Annotated in this window: 14 protein-coding genes and 1 tRNA gene; 1 reads left to right on the forward strand and 14 read right to left on the reverse strand. The window is 28.9% G+C overall.

The genetic code is table 11. The features are described 5' to 3' along the window. Window positions 1-214 precede the first annotated feature (214 nt). The 9 genes from CLPUN_RS15410 to sfsA all read right to left on the reverse strand — a co-directional run bounded on the left by CLPUN_RS15410 (window position 215) and on the right by sfsA (window position 8,698). Window positions 215-289: transfer RNA gene (locus tag CLPUN_RS15410), tRNA-Trp, on the reverse strand. Window positions 290-550: 261 nt separating this feature from the next. Beyond that, window positions 551-2,635 (reverse strand): YcdB/YcdC domain-containing protein, encoded by a 2,085-nt coding sequence (locus tag CLPUN_RS15415; protein WP_077848141.1) that lies wholly within the window; start codon window positions 2,633-2,635, stop codon window positions 551-553. 477 nt (window positions 2,636-3,112) lie between these two features. Then, the gene (locus tag CLPUN_RS15420) at window positions 3,113-3,976 is read right to left on the reverse strand and encodes a M50 family metallopeptidase (RefSeq protein WP_077848142.1); all 864 of its coding nucleotides are present in this window, start codon (window positions 3,974-3,976) and stop codon (window positions 3,113-3,115) included. Between the two features lie 44 nt (window positions 3,977-4,020). Then, window positions 4,021-4,485: a hypothetical protein gene (locus tag CLPUN_RS15425; protein ID WP_077848143.1), complete on the reverse strand. Its 465-nt coding sequence runs from the start codon at window positions 4,483-4,485 to the stop codon at window positions 4,021-4,023. A 138-nt stretch (window positions 4,486-4,623) separates the two neighbouring features. Beyond that, window positions 4,624-5,760: a rod shape-determining protein RodA gene (rodA, locus tag CLPUN_RS15430; RefSeq protein ID WP_077848144.1), complete on the reverse strand. Its 1,137-nt coding sequence runs from the start codon at window positions 5,758-5,760 to the stop codon at window positions 4,624-4,626. A 345-nt stretch (window positions 5,761-6,105) separates the two neighbouring features. Continuing rightward, on the reverse strand, window positions 6,106-6,375 hold the full coding sequence (gene minE, locus CLPUN_RS15435) for a cell division topological specificity factor MinE (RefSeq protein ID WP_077848145.1): 270 nt from the start codon (window positions 6,373-6,375) through the stop codon (window positions 6,106-6,108). A gap of 14 nt (window positions 6,376-6,389) precedes the next feature. Continuing rightward, entirely contained in the window at window positions 6,390-7,190 is an 801-nt protein-coding gene (gene minD, locus CLPUN_RS15440) for a septum site-determining protein MinD (RefSeq protein ID WP_077848146.1), read from the reverse strand. A 20-nt stretch (window positions 7,191-7,210) separates the two neighbouring features. Next, complete coding sequence (gene minC, locus CLPUN_RS15445; protein ID WP_077848147.1) at window positions 7,211-7,870, reverse strand: septum site-determining protein MinC; 660 nt, start codon at window positions 7,868-7,870, stop codon at window positions 7,211-7,213. 147 nt (window positions 7,871-8,017) lie between these two features. Then, a complete protein-coding gene (gene sfsA, locus CLPUN_RS15450) occupies window positions 8,018-8,698 on the reverse strand; it encodes a DNA/RNA nuclease SfsA (protein ID WP_077848148.1) in 681 nt (226 codons plus the stop codon). A gap of 380 nt (window positions 8,699-9,078) precedes the next feature. Between sfsA and CLPUN_RS15455 the strand changes: the two genes are divergently transcribed. Beyond that, window positions 9,079-9,495: a peptidoglycan-binding domain-containing protein gene (locus CLPUN_RS15455; protein WP_077848149.1), complete on the forward strand. Its 417-nt coding sequence runs from the start codon at window positions 9,079-9,081 to the stop codon at window positions 9,493-9,495. Window positions 9,496-9,888: 393 nt separating this feature from the next. On the opposite strand, the gene CLPUN_RS15460 is transcribed toward CLPUN_RS15455, so the two are convergent. Genes CLPUN_RS15460 through radC form a run of 5 tightly spaced genes read right to left on the reverse strand, consistent with a single transcriptional unit; the run spans window position 9,889 to window position 15,843 of the window. Beyond that, entirely contained in the window at window positions 9,889-12,765 is a 2,877-nt protein-coding gene (locus CLPUN_RS15460) for a penicillin-binding transpeptidase domain-containing protein (RefSeq protein WP_077848150.1), read from the reverse strand. Next, entirely contained in the window at window positions 12,762-13,253 is a 492-nt protein-coding gene (gene mreD, locus CLPUN_RS15465; protein ID WP_077848151.1) for a rod shape-determining protein MreD, read from the reverse strand. The genes CLPUN_RS15460 and mreD overlap by 4 nt, the downstream gene beginning before the upstream one ends. A 10-nt stretch (window positions 13,254-13,263) precedes the next feature. Beyond that, complete coding sequence (gene mreC, locus CLPUN_RS15470) at window positions 13,264-14,112, reverse strand: rod shape-determining protein MreC (protein ID WP_077848152.1); 849 nt, start codon at window positions 14,110-14,112, stop codon at window positions 13,264-13,266. A 3-nt stretch (window positions 14,113-14,115) separates the two neighbouring features. After that, the gene (locus CLPUN_RS15475) at window positions 14,116-15,132 is read right to left on the reverse strand and encodes a rod shape-determining protein (RefSeq protein WP_077848153.1); all 1,017 of its coding nucleotides are present in this window, start codon (window positions 15,130-15,132) and stop codon (window positions 14,116-14,118) included. A 21-nt stretch (window positions 15,133-15,153) separates the two neighbouring features. Further along, window positions 15,154-15,843 (reverse strand): RadC family protein, encoded by a 690-nt coding sequence (radC, locus tag CLPUN_RS15480; RefSeq protein WP_077848154.1) that lies wholly within the window; start codon window positions 15,841-15,843, stop codon window positions 15,154-15,156. Between the last annotated feature and the right edge of the window lie 15 nt (window positions 15,844-15,858).

The following is a 15,858-nucleotide window of genomic DNA, read 5'->3' on the forward strand; positions in this document are numbered from 1 at the left end:
CTACCTGAAACTCATAAAAAGCTATATTTAGAAAGACATTTACAAATAGTAATTTAGTGTATAATTTTCACCTTAATCTTGTCCATTATTCGTAAAATAATAATGGTTTATTAAGCATACCTTTTTTAAAAAAAATAATTTTAAAATTTTTTATTTTTTTATATAACTGGTCTAAAAAATAAAAAAGCCGTAGTACAACGTACTACGACCTTAATGGCAGGGGCACTAGGATTTGAACCCAGAACCAATGGTTTTGGAGACCACTACTCTACCGTTGAGCCATACCCCTAAGACATTAATTATTATATAACATAACTTTAAAGAAAGCAACAATTTTTCTAACTTTATATTATATTTTTTTCTTTACACACTATTTTATATAAATCTTTTATTCAAAATACAAAAATATATAGGATAAATCCTTAAAAATTTATCCTATATATTAACTTAGTTTGCTATTATCTTTAACTTCTTAACTAAGCTTTTTATCTTAATTATTTTACTTTAGATTTACCTATTAGCCTAAATTTATTGAGGCTAATAAAAAGCTTTATGAAACTTTGATATTTTTAATTAAATTGTAAATAATCATAGCAGCTTCCCCATTGCTTATACTGCGGCTTCCATTAAAGTTTCCGCTTTTATCACCTTTATTAAGGTTAAGTGCATAGGCCATTGCCGCATATCCTTTATATTTTTCATCTACATTATCTTTAAAAGGATTAATAAATACTTCTGGATGTATTGCTATTTGGTCATATCCTAAATATCTTATAATAAGCTTTGCTGCTTCTTGATTTGAAACAAGTGAATTGGGAGCTTTTTCTTCTTTTTTAACAACTCCATTTTGAATAAGCATATCATAAAATTCATCATCAGTATAATTGTTTTGCATTGGTGAATAAAGATATTTTAGAAAATTAATTTGAGAAATATTCATATTAGGATTAAATTTATCGCCTTCAATATAATATCCATTCTCTAAAAGTTCTTTTACTATCTTTTCACACCATTGTCCACTTATATCTGTATACTCTGGTAATTTATTCTCCTTATATACTTGTCCTGTATAATCTAATCTCTTACCGCTTATTGGATCAATAATATAATTTTCATCTAAATTCTTAAAATTATAAACTAATCCTGTTTTTGATTTATCTATCATAACATATTGCATTCCAAAGGTTTTTAATTCTTTAAATTTATTAAAGGCAGATTCTTTAGTCATTGCTTGGCTAACATCTGGGAATGTAATATTGTTATACCAGGTATTAGTGTATCCAACAATTTTTCCTTTAGTCGTATCAACTTGAACATATAATGAATTGTTTGTAAATTCAATTCCATTCACTTGACGAACAAAGTTTAAAGATAAAACGTTACTTTCTTCTGTAATTGCAATTTTAAAAACTTTATTTTCAATTTCTTTATATTTTGTTTGAGCAAATTTATTAGGAGCAATTGTCTTTAAAAAGTTTTCTGCTAAAATTTTTGCATCTGCCTTTGAAACAGTTTTGTTTGAAAGATTGTCATAATCATAGCAGTGTAAAGAAAGTACTTCTCCAGTATTTGCATCTACTTCACCGTAGGCATTATCAAATGAAATATTCCATGCATATCCATCATTTATATAATTCTTATTTAAACTTGCTTCCTTAAATTTCTTATCTGAAGTTATTATGTCTGTTGCCCCTCTAAGAATACTTTCTGCTTTTTCCTTTGAAATAAGTCCTGAAACATTTTTAACTGCTTCTGTTTCCTCCTTAGTTAATTCTTGATTCATCCTAGTTAAACTGCTTTGTGCACTGATTCCACTTGCAGAATCTTTCATGTCATTATATAACTTATTTTCACTATAAAGCGTTACTGGTTCTCCTGTTTTTGCATCTATAGCTTGACTCATATTATCATGTGTTGAATATCCTGCAAATACATTCATTTTCTTTTCCTTATAATCATAATATGAATAATATTTTAAATTAACACCAAGCTTTTCTATATATGCTTTTTCTGCTACTGCAGCTTCAATTGTTTTATCTACACTTGGGTATTCCATTCCTTTACCTTCTAGGTTGTTTCCTGAGAAAGAAGTAACTTCTCCAGTATACTTGTTTACACCAATGTTCACAGTAACAAAATTAACAGGAATTCCATTTACAAATTTTTGATAAGCAAAATTATATTCTTGATTAGAATAACTATTAGAATCTTCATCAACATTTTTCATTTGGCTTGCATCTGCTATCATAGCTTTGCTTAAAAACTCCTCAGCTGTAGCTTTTGCCACATCTTTTGTAATTCTAGCTAAGCCTTTTTTATCTTCATCTCCATCATGTTTATTATACTCATATAAAAAACCATTTTCTCCCACAGATGCAGATACAACTCCATGATTCCCCTCCTTTTCTGACCAACTAAGGTTCCAAACTCTAACTTTACCATTAATCGTTTCACGCTCACTTGAATAATGTGTGAACTCACTATATTTGTCTGGAACCTTTATAATTTTCTTTGCATCTACGATTGCCTGTTCAAGACCTTTACTATCTTCTTCTGCTCCAAAGGCTGGTACACATATAGTGAATAAGAACAAACAAACCATTAGTATTCTAGTAAGAAACCCTTTCTTCTTCATAAATTTACACGCTTCCTTTCATTATCTCCTTATCTATATTTTACAATGTTAATAATATAATGTCTTGAGATTATTTTTAAGATTTAAATCTTATTTCAATATTAATACGATTCATAGATTTAAAATTTTGCACTTTAAAAAATTTTTTTATATTTTATTTTATATAGAATTTTTAAATAACGAAAACATGCATAAATACATAATCTAAACAAAAACCATTTATGGCCCTTAAAATCAATAAATGATAAATAAATTAATAAAAGGCAATATATAATGTAAAATATATAAGTTCTAATTAAGAAAGTTCATAATTTAGTTGGTTGTCTTATCCAATTACTCTAATATAGAAATTAAATCTTAATGAACAAAATTTTTTAGAACATATATAAATTAAAACATATAAATAAAATGGAATTATACTTGCTAAAACAAGTATTAATTCCATTTTTTAATCCTATTAAATTGGCTATATATATTCTATTTATTTTTATCATTTTTCCGTACTTCCATATATTTTTCCAATGATATATTTCCATAGTATTTTAGTGCCTTTATAAGCTCATCCTCATTAATTATTCCAAGTAGCTCCATATCTTCATTGAGTATATAAAAACTATTAAATTTATTTTTATCAACTAAAGTTAATACATTAACTAAACCCTTTTTGTAATACACAGAAATGGCCTTGTTTTCTATGTAATTATGTTTCTTTAGCTTTCTTACCTTATTAAACATATCCCCCATTATTATATACATAGTTTTTTCTCTTTCTAAAAATGTTGTATATGTTATTAATATGGCTGCAAGAAATAAACTTATATTTACCTTATGTAATAATAGCATTATACTAAATCCCAAGAATAATACCCCTGAAATAATAAAACTAAAAATTTCTGTAATTTTCTTTGATTTTTTATATAAAAATCTTTTTGACAATAATATTTCACATATTCTTGATCCATCCAAGGGATATGCTGGCAGCAAGTTAAAAATACCTAAACATAAATTAATCATTATACTGCTTTTTATAAATTGCACTTTAAAATAATTATAAAGAAAACACATAATGACAGTTATAAAAATATTAAATAATGGTCCTGCTAAATATACCATTAATTTTCTCTTTTCAGTTAATTCATCAATATTGCTTAATTCAGCCTTTGCACCTAATATACTAATGTTTAAATTATTAAATTTGCACCCAAAGTTACTTGCAATTATTATATGTGCAAATTCATGTAGTATTACCCATAGAAAGCTAACAAGAACATCGCTTTTAAAATCACCAAGCCACATTAATATTGATAATTCTACAATCAATACCATATACCATTTTTTCATTTCCAACCCCTATAATATTGCTAGAACAGTATATCTGCACACGCTTAATTTGAATTGCTATTATCCCTTATATATTGCATAAAATTCACTGCTTTCAACTTTAAATTTTCTATTTTTAAATCGTCTGCAGTAAAATTGCCTATTCTTAGGTCCTTCCCTTGTATATTTCCTATGTACATTCCATTAAAAGCATCTATGGCTCCATTATAATTAAAATCTTGCTCTAAGGTCTGTTTACATCTAATATGTAATTCATTAATTTGAGCTACTGGAATATATTTTAATCCAGTGAAAAATAATAATAAGATTGTAGCACCTGTTAATTCTATAATTACTCTTTTAATTAAAGTTTCTATAATTGTATCTTTTGATCTTAAATTAATCCCATATTTTGAGCTGATAGAATTATCAACTTTCTTATCTTTAGTTAAATATTTATTATTTGTGCCTTTCGCCACTTTATTTATATTCTTATAATAATTTTCATAAGCTGATCTATAGCTGCTCATACTATACTCCTTTAAATTTATTATCATCTAATTATATTTAATAGAAGATAAAAATATGAATATAAAATTAGAACATCTATAATAACGAAATATGAAGGAGAAAATTCCTTTAGAATTTTCTCCTTCACTATTGACGATTTAAAAATGTATTTTCTTTCTTCTCATTCCTACATTTATTACTAACCCTACGGAAATTACAGTTGTAAGCAGCGAGCTTCCACCATAACTTATAAGAGGCAGTGTTATTCCCGTAATAGGCATTAATCCTATTGTCATTCCTATGTTTTGGAATATTGCAAATAAGAAATATGAAACTATACCAACGCATATAACAGAACCAAATATATCTTTGGCCGTTCTCCCTATTGAGATCATTTTATAAATCAAAAATCCATACATAGTTAATAGCAAAATGGCACCTACAAAACCCCATTGATCTGCTATTGCTGAAAAAATGAAATCTGTTCTAACTTCTGGGACATTTTGTGCAGAATAGCTTGTATCTTTATTATTATTATCTAAAGATGGTCTGCTTCCTAAAAGTCCACCTGAACCAATTGCAATTTCAGATTGAGTTAAATGATAAGTATTAGCATTATCTGCCTCTGGATTTAAAAATCCTGCAAATCTTGCTTTTTGATAAGGTTCTATGATTCCTGAATTCCAAACTATAGCTATTAAAAGAACTAATGTAGCTAAACCTCCACCAATAATCCTCATGTCTAATCCTATAGTGAAAAAAATTCCAAGAACTATGAAAAAGCATACCATACTCATTCCCATATCAGGTTGAGTTACAATAAATACAACTGGTACAGCTGCATAAAAAGCTAAGATAAAAAAGTTTTTAACATCATTAATCTTGCCTTCCATTTCTTCTAACTGTTTGGCAAGCATTAGAATAATTCCTATTTTAGCAAATTCAGCTGGTTGAATCTGAAATGAACCAACACCAATCCATCCTCTTGCACCATTAACAACCATACCTATCCCAGGAATTTTAGCAAGTATTAGAAGAACTACTGAGCCCCAATAAAATATAGGTACATACTCATATATTATTTTGTAATCAACTGCCATTAAAAAATACAATGCAACCATAGATAATCCAAAAGCAATAGCTTGCTTTTTTACAAAGGATAATCCATTGTCCATCCCTTTTGTACAAAGATATATATTTAGTGTACCATATAAAATCAAAAGAATTAAAGAAACTAATGCAGTCTTGTCAATTTCTTTAATTAATCTAGAATCCAATTTGAATTGTTTAAACAATATTTCACCTCCAAGTTAAGTGTTTATATCATAATTTTAAGTTAAAATATATTTTTGAATAATTTCATCCCTTACAATTATACCTTATTATTACTCCATTCTCCATAATAATTATGCTCATCTAATAAATCATAATAATTTTGTAATAATTAAAAATTATACTTTAATAAATCCTATATATTTTTAGAAAATTTAATATTATATATGCCTTAAAATAAATGTATAATAGATATTATAAAATGGTTTCTTATAAAAAAATGCATAAAGAATTCTAGTTAGCTAAAAAACCATCCACAAAGCCTAATACAATCGGCTTATATGAATGGTTCTTATGATTACCTGTTATTATCTTCCTCTGATATTTTTAATAGGAATATTAGCTATTAATGCAGAATTATTTGCGCCTTCTTCATCGTCGCTTCTATTCACGGATATTTCAACATCTTCTACTTGTATATCTATGTACTTAGAAATTACTTCTAATATTTCTTCTCTTATTTTTTCTATAACATCTGGTGCAATTTCTCCTCTATCGTGTATAAGAATCAATTTTAACCTATCTTTTGCAACTTCTTTAGGCGTTGGTTTATTATTAAAACTTTTAAAAAAACCCATTTTTATATCCTCCCTTAATTGCGCTTAAATAGCTTCTTTAAGGAGCCAAAGAATCCTTGATTATTATCTACTTCTAAATTCATTAAAGGAACTTCTTCTCCTGTAATTCTTCTTGCAATATTTTTAAATGCTTGTCCTGCATATGCACCGTCTTCTAATACGATAGGTTCTCCTTTATTAGTTGAAACAGTTACATTTTTATCATCTGGTACAACTCCTAATAATTCTATTGAAAGAGTTTCTATAATATCAGATACGTCAAGCATATCACCATTTTTAGTCATTTGATAATTTAATCTGTTAATGATTACTGAGTGATCTTCTAAACCCTTTGCATCAAGCTTTCCAATTACTCTATCTGCATCTCTAACAGATGTAATTTCAGGATTTACAACCACAATTGCTTTATCTGCACCTATAACGGCATTTTCAAAACCTTGCTCAATACCTGCTGGAGAATCTATTAATACATAGTCAAATTCTTCCTTTAATTCTTTAACAATTTTAAGCATGTCTTGTGCTCTTATATCATCCTTATCCTTTGTTTGTGCCGTAGGTAAAAGGCAAAGATTAGGCAATCTTTTATCTTTTATAAGACCTTGCTTTAACCTGCATCTTCCTTCTATGACATCTATTATTGTATATACTATTCTGTTTTCTAGTCCAAGTAATACATCTAAATTTCTAAGTCCCGTATCACCATCTATAACAACTACCTTTTTTCCAATTGAAGCTAAAGCAGTTCCTATATTAGCTGTAGTAGTTGTTTTACCAACACCACCTTTACCTGAAGTTATTACAATAGATACTCCCATTTACAAATCCCTCCGACACTTTAATATATATATTTGTTTGGTAAATATGGTTCAACTATTATTGCCCCATCCTTAATCTTTGCTAATTCTGGATAACTTGGTTTTTCAACATCATCTGGAGACATAGCTATTACGCTTGCAATCTTTAATATTTCTGGCTGCAACAAAAATGCAGCAATAACTGCTTTTGAATTTCCATTAGTTCCTGCACTTACTTTTCCCCTTATGCGTCCTAAAACAATTACATTTCCTGATGCATAAACTTCCGCTCCACTATTTATATCACCAATAATAACTATGTTACCTTGGTACTTAATACACTGTCCACCTCTAACTGTTTTCCTTATAAATTTAGTTCTTCCCTCATTTACCCCTGAAAACACTTTAGGTTCTTTTTGAATCTCTTTATCTACTTCTTTTTCTATATCTTCTAGAACAATATCCTTTAATTGTATTTCAGTTAATAAGGTTTGCTTTAAAGTTTCAGCTTGTTTCTTATTAATTGATTTTAAATCTATTGATAAAATTAAGGTTGTCCCTTTATAAAAATGCTTTCCCTTAGAAAGTTTCTTTACTAACAACAGAAGCATATCTTCAAAACAAGCAAACTTATTCATGTTAATAGTTGTATTTATCCCATCTTTATTCCCTTTTATTAAAATACCATCATTATTATACATTCCCTACCTCCAATAAATTTTGCAGGTTAAAATGGCTGAATTCTTTTTTAAAATAGCAACCTCTTTACGATTATATCATTATAACAACTATTTTTGTATATATCTTTCAATAATTTTCAATTTAATTTTATTAAAACTCAAAAAAACTTACACTCTGACTTCAACATTATCTACTATATTAATACTATCTTCTTTAACCTCACAATCAACTGCAATTATATTTACCCCTGCTTTTTTCGCTTCCCTTAAGGCATCTCCAAATTCCTTATGTGTTTCATCATTGGGCTCAAAATATAAGACATTCTTCATTTGTATTACAAATATAATATAAGCATCGTAACCTTCTTTTAAACAAGCACAAAGTTCCTTAATATGCTTAACAGCTCTTTCACTAGGTGCATCTGGAAATCTTACAACCTTATTATCTTCCAAGGTTACACCCTTTACTTCTATAAATGCTTTTCTAGCTTTTGTCTCAACATAAAAATCAAACCTAGATTTATTATATGTAGTTTCTGGTTTTATTAAAGTAACCTCCTTAAACAAATTTCCTTTAAGTATCCATTCATGAACAACTTTATTGGGAACTTGAGAATCCATATTTATTAATCTTTCATCTTTTACAACACCTATAAGCGAAAATTTAGTTTTTCTTTTTGGATTGTCATTTTCTTCGACAAATACTGTGACACCTGGAATTAATAATTCTCTGCACCTTCCTGTGTTTTTAACATGGCATATTTCTATTTTCCCATTAATCTCAACTCTTGCAATAAACCTGTTTGGTCTTTCTATAAATTTTCCTTTTATAATATTTTCATATTTCATTTGTTCCTCCAATAAATTAAGTTTTAATAATATTATTAATTATCCCTTATATGATATTATATTCTACTTTAACTATCTTAACTCCTGTGATAATTTAAAATCTTAATTAGCATATATCACTATCTTAGTCATTTGTTTTTAAAATAACATTCTATAACACAAAACAAATATTATATCACTCATTTTATAAAAAATAAATATTATTCTCGCAAAACGAATAAAATTTAGCATTAAAAGTATATTTATACTTCTTTTGCTTTTTATTCACAATTTTATTCATTTAACGACAAATATATTTACTTTAATTTTATACTATGTAAATATATAACTGAAAAGTAGCTTAATGGTTACAGATAATTTAAATAAAGGGGAATTTAAAAATGAAAAATTTTAAAATCAGAATATTATCTTTAGGAGTTTTATCTGCTGTCATATTTTCTTCAACTCCAGTTTTTGCAAAAACTAAACCATCTTCTGAAAACAAAGTCTCTACTGCTATCTATTCAGAAACAAAGACTGCTTATAGGTCTAGTGACATTGTAGGTGATATTGTAAATGGTGGTGGCGTTATTGAATATGGTGATGAAGGAGAAGCAGTAAAAAGAGTCCAAACTGCTTTATGGAATTTAGGATATTTAAATAATACAGTATTTCAAACAGATATAGACGGATATTTTGGAGACAAAACACGTTCCGCTGTAAAATCTTTCCAAAAGCATTGGAACTTAAGTCCAGTTGATGGGAAAGTCGGTAAAAAAACATGGTCAAAAATGAGATATGCATTAGATCAAGACTAATTATATTCAGATTACAGATTGGTGGTAACTTCAGTTACTGCCTTTTTATTTTATACAATGTGTAGTACGAACATTTCCAACAAAATGCACACTGATGTAATAACCGGATATAAATTAATGTTTTTATCCACGTTAATCTAATAATATCTAAATCAAAGTATTATAAATGTCCTACTAGATAAGATTCTTATTTACGTTTCTAACACGATATAATACAACAATAATACATTTTTCTTGTAATATCATTCTTAATCTTCTTAACTCAATTCCATTTCACGCATTCAATGGTCAAAGTTTTATACTTTCATTAACATAAAAAAATATCTCTAATAGTTTTATAATCACTTCACAAGACTATACACTAATAGAGATATTCATAAATTTATTTACGTATTATTTTTTATTAAAAGGGTTATTTACAACATATTTTTGAAATGATTCTGATTTTGTAGCGTAATTAGGATCCAGCTGTAATATTTTATCCTTAAAATATTGCTCATAAACTGATTTAATTACTGGTGCCATATTAGTTCCATGTCCTCCATCAAATGCTACTGCAACTACAGCTATTTGCGGATCATCTTGAGGAGCATACCCTGCATAAACAGCATATGGCTTTCTTCCAAAATCTGTTTGATCTTCTCTAACGTCGGCTGTACCAGTTTTACCTGCTGTTTGTATTGGAAAACCTACAAATGTAGTACTTGCTGTACCTCCATCTGACTCATTAACAGCTACCATCCCTTGTTTAATTACTTTTTGAGCACTATCTGAAATTTTCACTGTATTTAATACTTCTGGTTTGAATTCTTGTATTAAATTCCCATTATTATCTGTAATCTTGTCAACCAAATGAAGTTTATATCTTGTTCCACCATTAGCAATCGTTGAAATATAGGATGCTAATTGTACTGGAGTAAAACTATTCATCCCTTGGCCTATTGATGCATAAACAAGTTGAGCTGGAGATTTCATATCTCCAGGCGTATTATTAATTGTAAACTGAGCTATTGCTTCTGCTACTGCTGAAACTTGAGCATCTAAATTCACTTTCTTACCTAAACTCTCTAAGCTAGCTACTCTATTCTTATATATATCAGAATTATCCATTATATTCTTAATATCACTTCTTACGGCTTTAGCAAAATTATCATGGGTCATTAATGGTTCAACCTCAACCTTTTTTAATTCTGCCTCAACTTTTTCCTTTATAGCTTGTTTAGAAGTTGCAACTTTTTCATTATCATTATCATGAAAACCAAAGTCAAATGGGATGAATGTTTTCCCATTATATTCTCCCTTTTCCAAAGCATCAACTAAATTAAATCTTGCCATTGAAATAATATTGTCTTTCCACGATTTAAAGTTATATGTTTGCCCAAAATTTTCTCCTATTTCTATTCCGGTTACACCTTTTTCTTTACCGCTTGGATCAACACCCAATCCAAATTGCCATGCATATTTTGCAATAGAGTCTAATGCTCCAATATTATTTTTACCACCTTGTTGTATAAGTATTCTAGTTGCTATATCGTAAAAATAATAGTTAATTGATTTTTGTATTGCTGTGCTCAGACCTATTAATCCTTGGGGTGCTTCTAATCCTTTTGCGTGGAAGCTTGTGCCATATATTTCAGGATGTTCTACATTATAGTCTCCCCTGTCATTTATCATTGTAGTTGAGTCTATTGCTCCTGATTCTATTCCAGCAACTGCTGTAAGAGGCTTAAATGTAGAACCTGGAGGAATCAATGACATAGTAGCATAATTATAAAAAGGCTTCGGATATAGATCAAAGCTATCTGATCTAGTTCCATCTGAACTTTTGGGGAATAATTCATCTACAGTCTTATTTAATCCCATCTTTTGTATAAATTCCTTTCCGAATTTTTCTAAATTCGGGTTGAAGTATTGATTATTTTCCTCCGTTGTTAATTGTCCTGCAACTGTAAACAAGTTTGGATTATAATTCGGATAACTTACTAAAGATAAAATTCTTCCTGTTTTGACTTCAACTGCAACTAGAGCACCTCTTGTCGCGCTTAAAAATCTATATCCATCTTCTGGCGTATTTCTTATTTTTTCAAGACTATCAGCAAAAGCTTGTTCAGATACATATTGAACACCACTATCTATTGTAAGGTGAACATCCTTTCCAGGGTAAGATTCAAGTTTAAATAATTCTTGAGTCATTCTTCCTTGCGAATTAACTTTAATTGTAGTTCCACCTTTAACACCAGCTAATTGTTCTTCAAAAGCTGATTCTATACCAATAGTACCAATTAAATCTGATGAAATATCATAGCCTTTAAGTTCATACTTTTCTTTTTGTGTATCACCAATTGATGATACATATCCTAAAACTGAAGATGCTAAATTATTATATGGATACTCTCTTATTGGTGTAAGACTAACATCTATTCCAGGTAAATCTGAAAGTTTTTGCCTAACTATTAAAGAAGTTTCTCTCTTAATATTTCCTGCAATAGTTACTGCACGATATCCCTTAAAACTCTGCATTTTTATAGCATCTTTTACCAGCATAAATTTTCTAATGTCATTTAGGGAATATCCTTGCTCTAGAATTAAATTTGTTAATTCTTTATCTGACATTGGTGAATATATTTTGCTTTTCTCTTTCTTTGCATAGTCTGGATCTATAAGTTCAATTAAATTATAAGCTTTAACCAACTCATAAAAGGAATCTTCTGGACTTATCTTTAAAAGAGCTTTATCCAGTTGTGCATTTTGTTCTTCAGATAACTGTTCAACATTTTTCAAATTTTCATCTTTCTTTTTTAAAATATCATTTAAGCCTCGATCCTTTTTAAACCTTAATTCTTCATAGTCTTGAGATTCTTTATTATCACTTTTATATTGTAAATATATTTTATTTTGACTATCTATTTTTAAAGGCAGCGTATCTTGAATCTTTTCTCCATTTTCATCTAATATCTTAAAAAGTTGTTTCATCGTTGAATATAGTTGTTTATCTGCCTCATCTGTTTTGGTATAAGTAATTGTATAAGTCTGCTTATTAGTAGCTAAAATATTTCCGTTTTGATCATAGATCTTTCCTCTTGGAGCCTTTTCTGCCACAAATCTTGTTGATGTAACGTCAGCTCTTTCTTTGTATTCTTCATAACTAAATACCTGTAAATACAATAACCTAAAAGTGATAATAGTAAATATTACACCCATGACAATGCATAAAACAGTATATCTTGAAATTTTCTTTTTCTTTTTAATTGTTGGTTTATTTACTATCATTTAAACCTCCATCTTCGCTTTGAATATTCATCATCATAAATATTCATCACTACTTTATACACAAAGAACATTATTATACTATTATATATTCCCATAATGATACTTTTTGAAAATTGTATTTCAATATCCGCTAAATAGAATACTGTGAACACTCCAAGATACTTCATTATGGTAATAATGAAAATTGAAATTACAGGAATTAATTTCTTTTCTTTTACTATTCCTACTCCAATATAGTTAGCTAAAAGGCATAATAATAAATTTAGTAAAGAATTTACTCCGAAGCCATTAAAAAAGAAAATATCTTGAAGTATTCCACTAACAACGCCTACAAATACAGCTTTCTCTTTTCTATTTACTATAGAATAAGCAATAGCAGTTACAAATAATAAGCTAGGGTAAACACCTCTTATTGAAAAAAAGGGTATTAATGAATTATCTAATATAAGTAAAGCTATAGAAACTAAAATAATAACTAACTTCTCCATTTATTTCCCTCTAATTATATTTAATTTCTCTCGTATCCTTTGGAGAGACAATAAATAATTCCTCTAATTTATTAAAATCTACATATGGCTTTACAATTGCACTTTTCATTACCTTTACTTTATCTTCTTCCACTGAGATTACTTCTCCAATTCTAATTTCCTTTGGATAAAGCATTCCTACCCCAGATGTCATTATTACATCGCCTTCTTTAACCTCTGAGTCCATTGGAAGGTCATATACCTTAGCTAAGTTTCTATTTTTACTATCTGAAAATCCTTTTATATACCCTGTAGCATCTCTAGTACTTTGAACCATAACACTTACTGCTATATTTTCATTAACCAAGGATTGTACTATACTCCAATTACTTCCTACACTGGTTACTTGTCCCACTAAGCCTTGAGCTGCTATAACAATCATACCTTTTTGTACATTGTCATTTTTACCTTTATTCACTACATAGCCATCTAAAAAGTTTCCACCGCTATGTGATATAATGTCACATGCTATATAATCATAATTATTTCTTTCTTCCTCGAATTTTAATACATCTCTTAATCTATCATTTTCTTCTTTTAAATCTGAATAAGCTGCCAATTCATTTTCGAGCTCTTGATTTTTCTTAACTAACTCTTTGTTTTGTGCTTTTACTTCTGAAAAGTTTAAGAAGAAATCTAATGTTCCTTTAATTTTATTAGTTCCATTATATATTACACTTTGCAAGGGATTTAGAGTACTACCGGCACCATTTTCAATAATACTTCTATTTTCTTTCTTCACAGTATAAACTATTAACCCTAAAAAGCCAACTGACAGCACTATAATAGTTACTGCCAGTTTATTCCTAAGAAGCTTCATTTACTAACCTCTTTGATCTCTACTAATTTTATCAAAATCTTCTAGTGCCTTACCTGCCCCAAGTACTACACAATCAAGAGGTGCCTCTGCAATATGTACAGGCATGTTCGTTTCTTTGTTTATTAATACATCTAATCCTCTTAAATAAGCACCTCCACCAGCAAGCATTATTCCTTTTTCCATAATATCTGCTGAAAGCTCAGGTGGTGTCTTTTCTAGTGTAGTTTTAATTGATTCTATAATAGCAAATACTGGTTCCTTTAATGCATCTCTAACTTGAGTTTCTGTAATTTCAACAATCTTTGGAAGACCTGAAATTAAGTCTCTTCCCTTTATTTCCATTATCTTTTCTTCTTCTTCACTTGGATATGCTGATCCAATTTCCATCTTTACTTGTTCAGCAGTTCTTTCTCCAATCATCAAGTTAAATTCTTTCTTTATATAAGAGATTATTGATTGATCTAATTCATCTCCTGCTTTTCTAATAGATTTACTAGTTACTATACCACCTAAAGAAATAACAGCTACTTCTGTAGTACCGCCGCCAATATCAACTATCATACTTCCTGTTGGTTCACTTACTGGAAGCCCTGCTCCAATTGCTGCTGCCATTGGTTCTTCCATTAATATAACATCTCTAGCTCCTGAAAGCTTTGTTGCTTCTTCAATAGCTCTCTTTTCAACTTCTGTAATTCCTGATGGGTAACAAACTATTATTCTTGGGTTCTTAAAGGCATTCTTAGTTGATACCTTTTCTATTAAGTTTTTCAGCATTGTTTGTGCTATATCAAAGTCTGCTATTACACCATCTCTAAGTGGTCTTATTGCTACTATATTTCCTGGAGTTCTACCTATCATAAGCTTGGCTTCTGATCCAACTGCTAATGTTTTTTTAGTCATAGTGTTTACTGCAACAACTGATGGTTCTCTTAAAACAATTCCTTTACCTTTTACAAATACTAGGGTATTTGCAGTTCCTAAATCTATCCCCATATCTTTTCCTGATCCAAAAAATCCCATTCGTTTTTTCCCCTTCCGATTTTACATTAGTCCTCTCTCTTTGAGGCTAACAAATTTATTATTTCCTACTATAATATGGTCTACTAAATTAATTCCTATTATATTTCCACATTCTTTAATTCTTAATGTAATGTTTATGTCTTCTTTACTAGGCGTTGGATCCCCTGATGGATGATTATGACATATAATTATAGATGCACTGTTTTTATCAATTGCCTGCTTAAATATTTCTCTTGGATGAACAATTGAAGTATTTAAACTGCCTTTAAAAACATCCTTAGTTCCGATAATTATATTTTTGGTACTTAGTAATACTACCTTTAAAATTTCTTGAGTTAACTCATTCATTTCTCCCATGAGAAGATCTGCTAAGTCCTTTGGAGAGTTAATCTTAACATCATTTTTCATTGCTTTTAGCGTTTTAAACCTTCTAAAAAGCTCTGATAAGGCTAAAATCTGAGAAGCTTTTCCTTCTTTTATGCCTTTTATAGATGTTATATCATTAAAGCTTGCACTTAAAATTCCATCTAATCCCTCTAACTCTGATAAAAGTCTTCCACTTAATTGAAGTACATTTTCGCCTTGAGTCCCAGTTCTAAGTATAATTGCTAATAATTCAGAATTACTTAAACTCTCAGCTCCATAAGTTAATAATTTTTCTTTAGGTCTTTCATTTTGTGGTATATCCTTAATTTTAAGGCTACTATCCATAAGTTTATTACCTCC

It is taken from the genome of Clostridium puniceum (assembly GCF_002006345.1).
Lineage (GTDB): Bacteria > Bacillota > Clostridia > Clostridiales > Clostridiaceae > Clostridium > Clostridium puniceum.

What these genes read in the sequence shown, in the direction of transcription:
- CLPUN_RS15420 (WP_077848142.1), bottom strand. Translation starts at nt 3,976, where the DNA reads ATGAAAAAATGGTATATGGTATTGATTGTAGAATTATCAATATTAATG.
- mreD (WP_077848151.1), bottom strand. Translation starts at nt 13,253, where the DNA reads ATGGAGAAGTTAGTTATTATTTTAGTTTCTATAGCTTTACTTATATTA.
- minC (WP_077848147.1), bottom strand. Translation starts at nt 7,870, where the DNA reads ATGTATAATAATGATGGTATTTTAATAAAAGGGAATAAAGATGGGATA.
- CLPUN_RS15460 (WP_077848150.1), bottom strand. Translation starts at nt 12,765, where the DNA reads ATGATAGTAAATAAACCAACAATTAAAAAGAAAAAGAAAATTTCAAGA.
- minE (WP_077848145.1), bottom strand. Translation starts at nt 6,375, where the DNA reads ATGGGTTTTTTTAAAAGTTTTAATAATAAACCAACGCCTAAAGAAGTT.
- CLPUN_RS15455 (WP_077848149.1), top strand. Translation starts at nt 9,079, where the DNA reads ATGAAAAATTTTAAAATCAGAATATTATCTTTAGGAGTTTTATCTGCT.
- CLPUN_RS15475 (WP_077848153.1), bottom strand. Translation starts at nt 15,132, where the DNA reads ATGGGATTTTTTGGATCAGGAAAAGATATGGGGATAGATTTAGGAACT.
- CLPUN_RS15425 (WP_077848143.1), bottom strand. Translation starts at nt 4,485, where the DNA reads ATGAGCAGCTATAGATCAGCTTATGAAAATTATTATAAGAATATAAAT.
- sfsA (WP_077848148.1), bottom strand. Translation starts at nt 8,698, where the DNA reads ATGAAATATGAAAATATTATAAAAGGAAAATTTATAGAAAGACCAAAC.
- minD (WP_077848146.1), bottom strand. Translation starts at nt 7,190, where the DNA reads ATGGGAGTATCTATTGTAATAACTTCAGGTAAAGGTGGTGTTGGTAAA.
- CLPUN_RS15415 (WP_077848141.1), bottom strand. Translation starts at nt 2,635, where the DNA reads ATGAAGAAGAAAGGGTTTCTTACTAGAATACTAATGGTTTGTTTGTTC.
- mreC (WP_077848152.1), bottom strand. Translation starts at nt 14,112, where the DNA reads ATGAAGCTTCTTAGGAATAAACTGGCAGTAACTATTATAGTGCTGTCA.
- radC (WP_077848154.1), bottom strand. Translation starts at nt 15,843, where the DNA reads ATGGATAGTAGCCTTAAAATTAAGGATATACCACAAAATGAAAGACCT.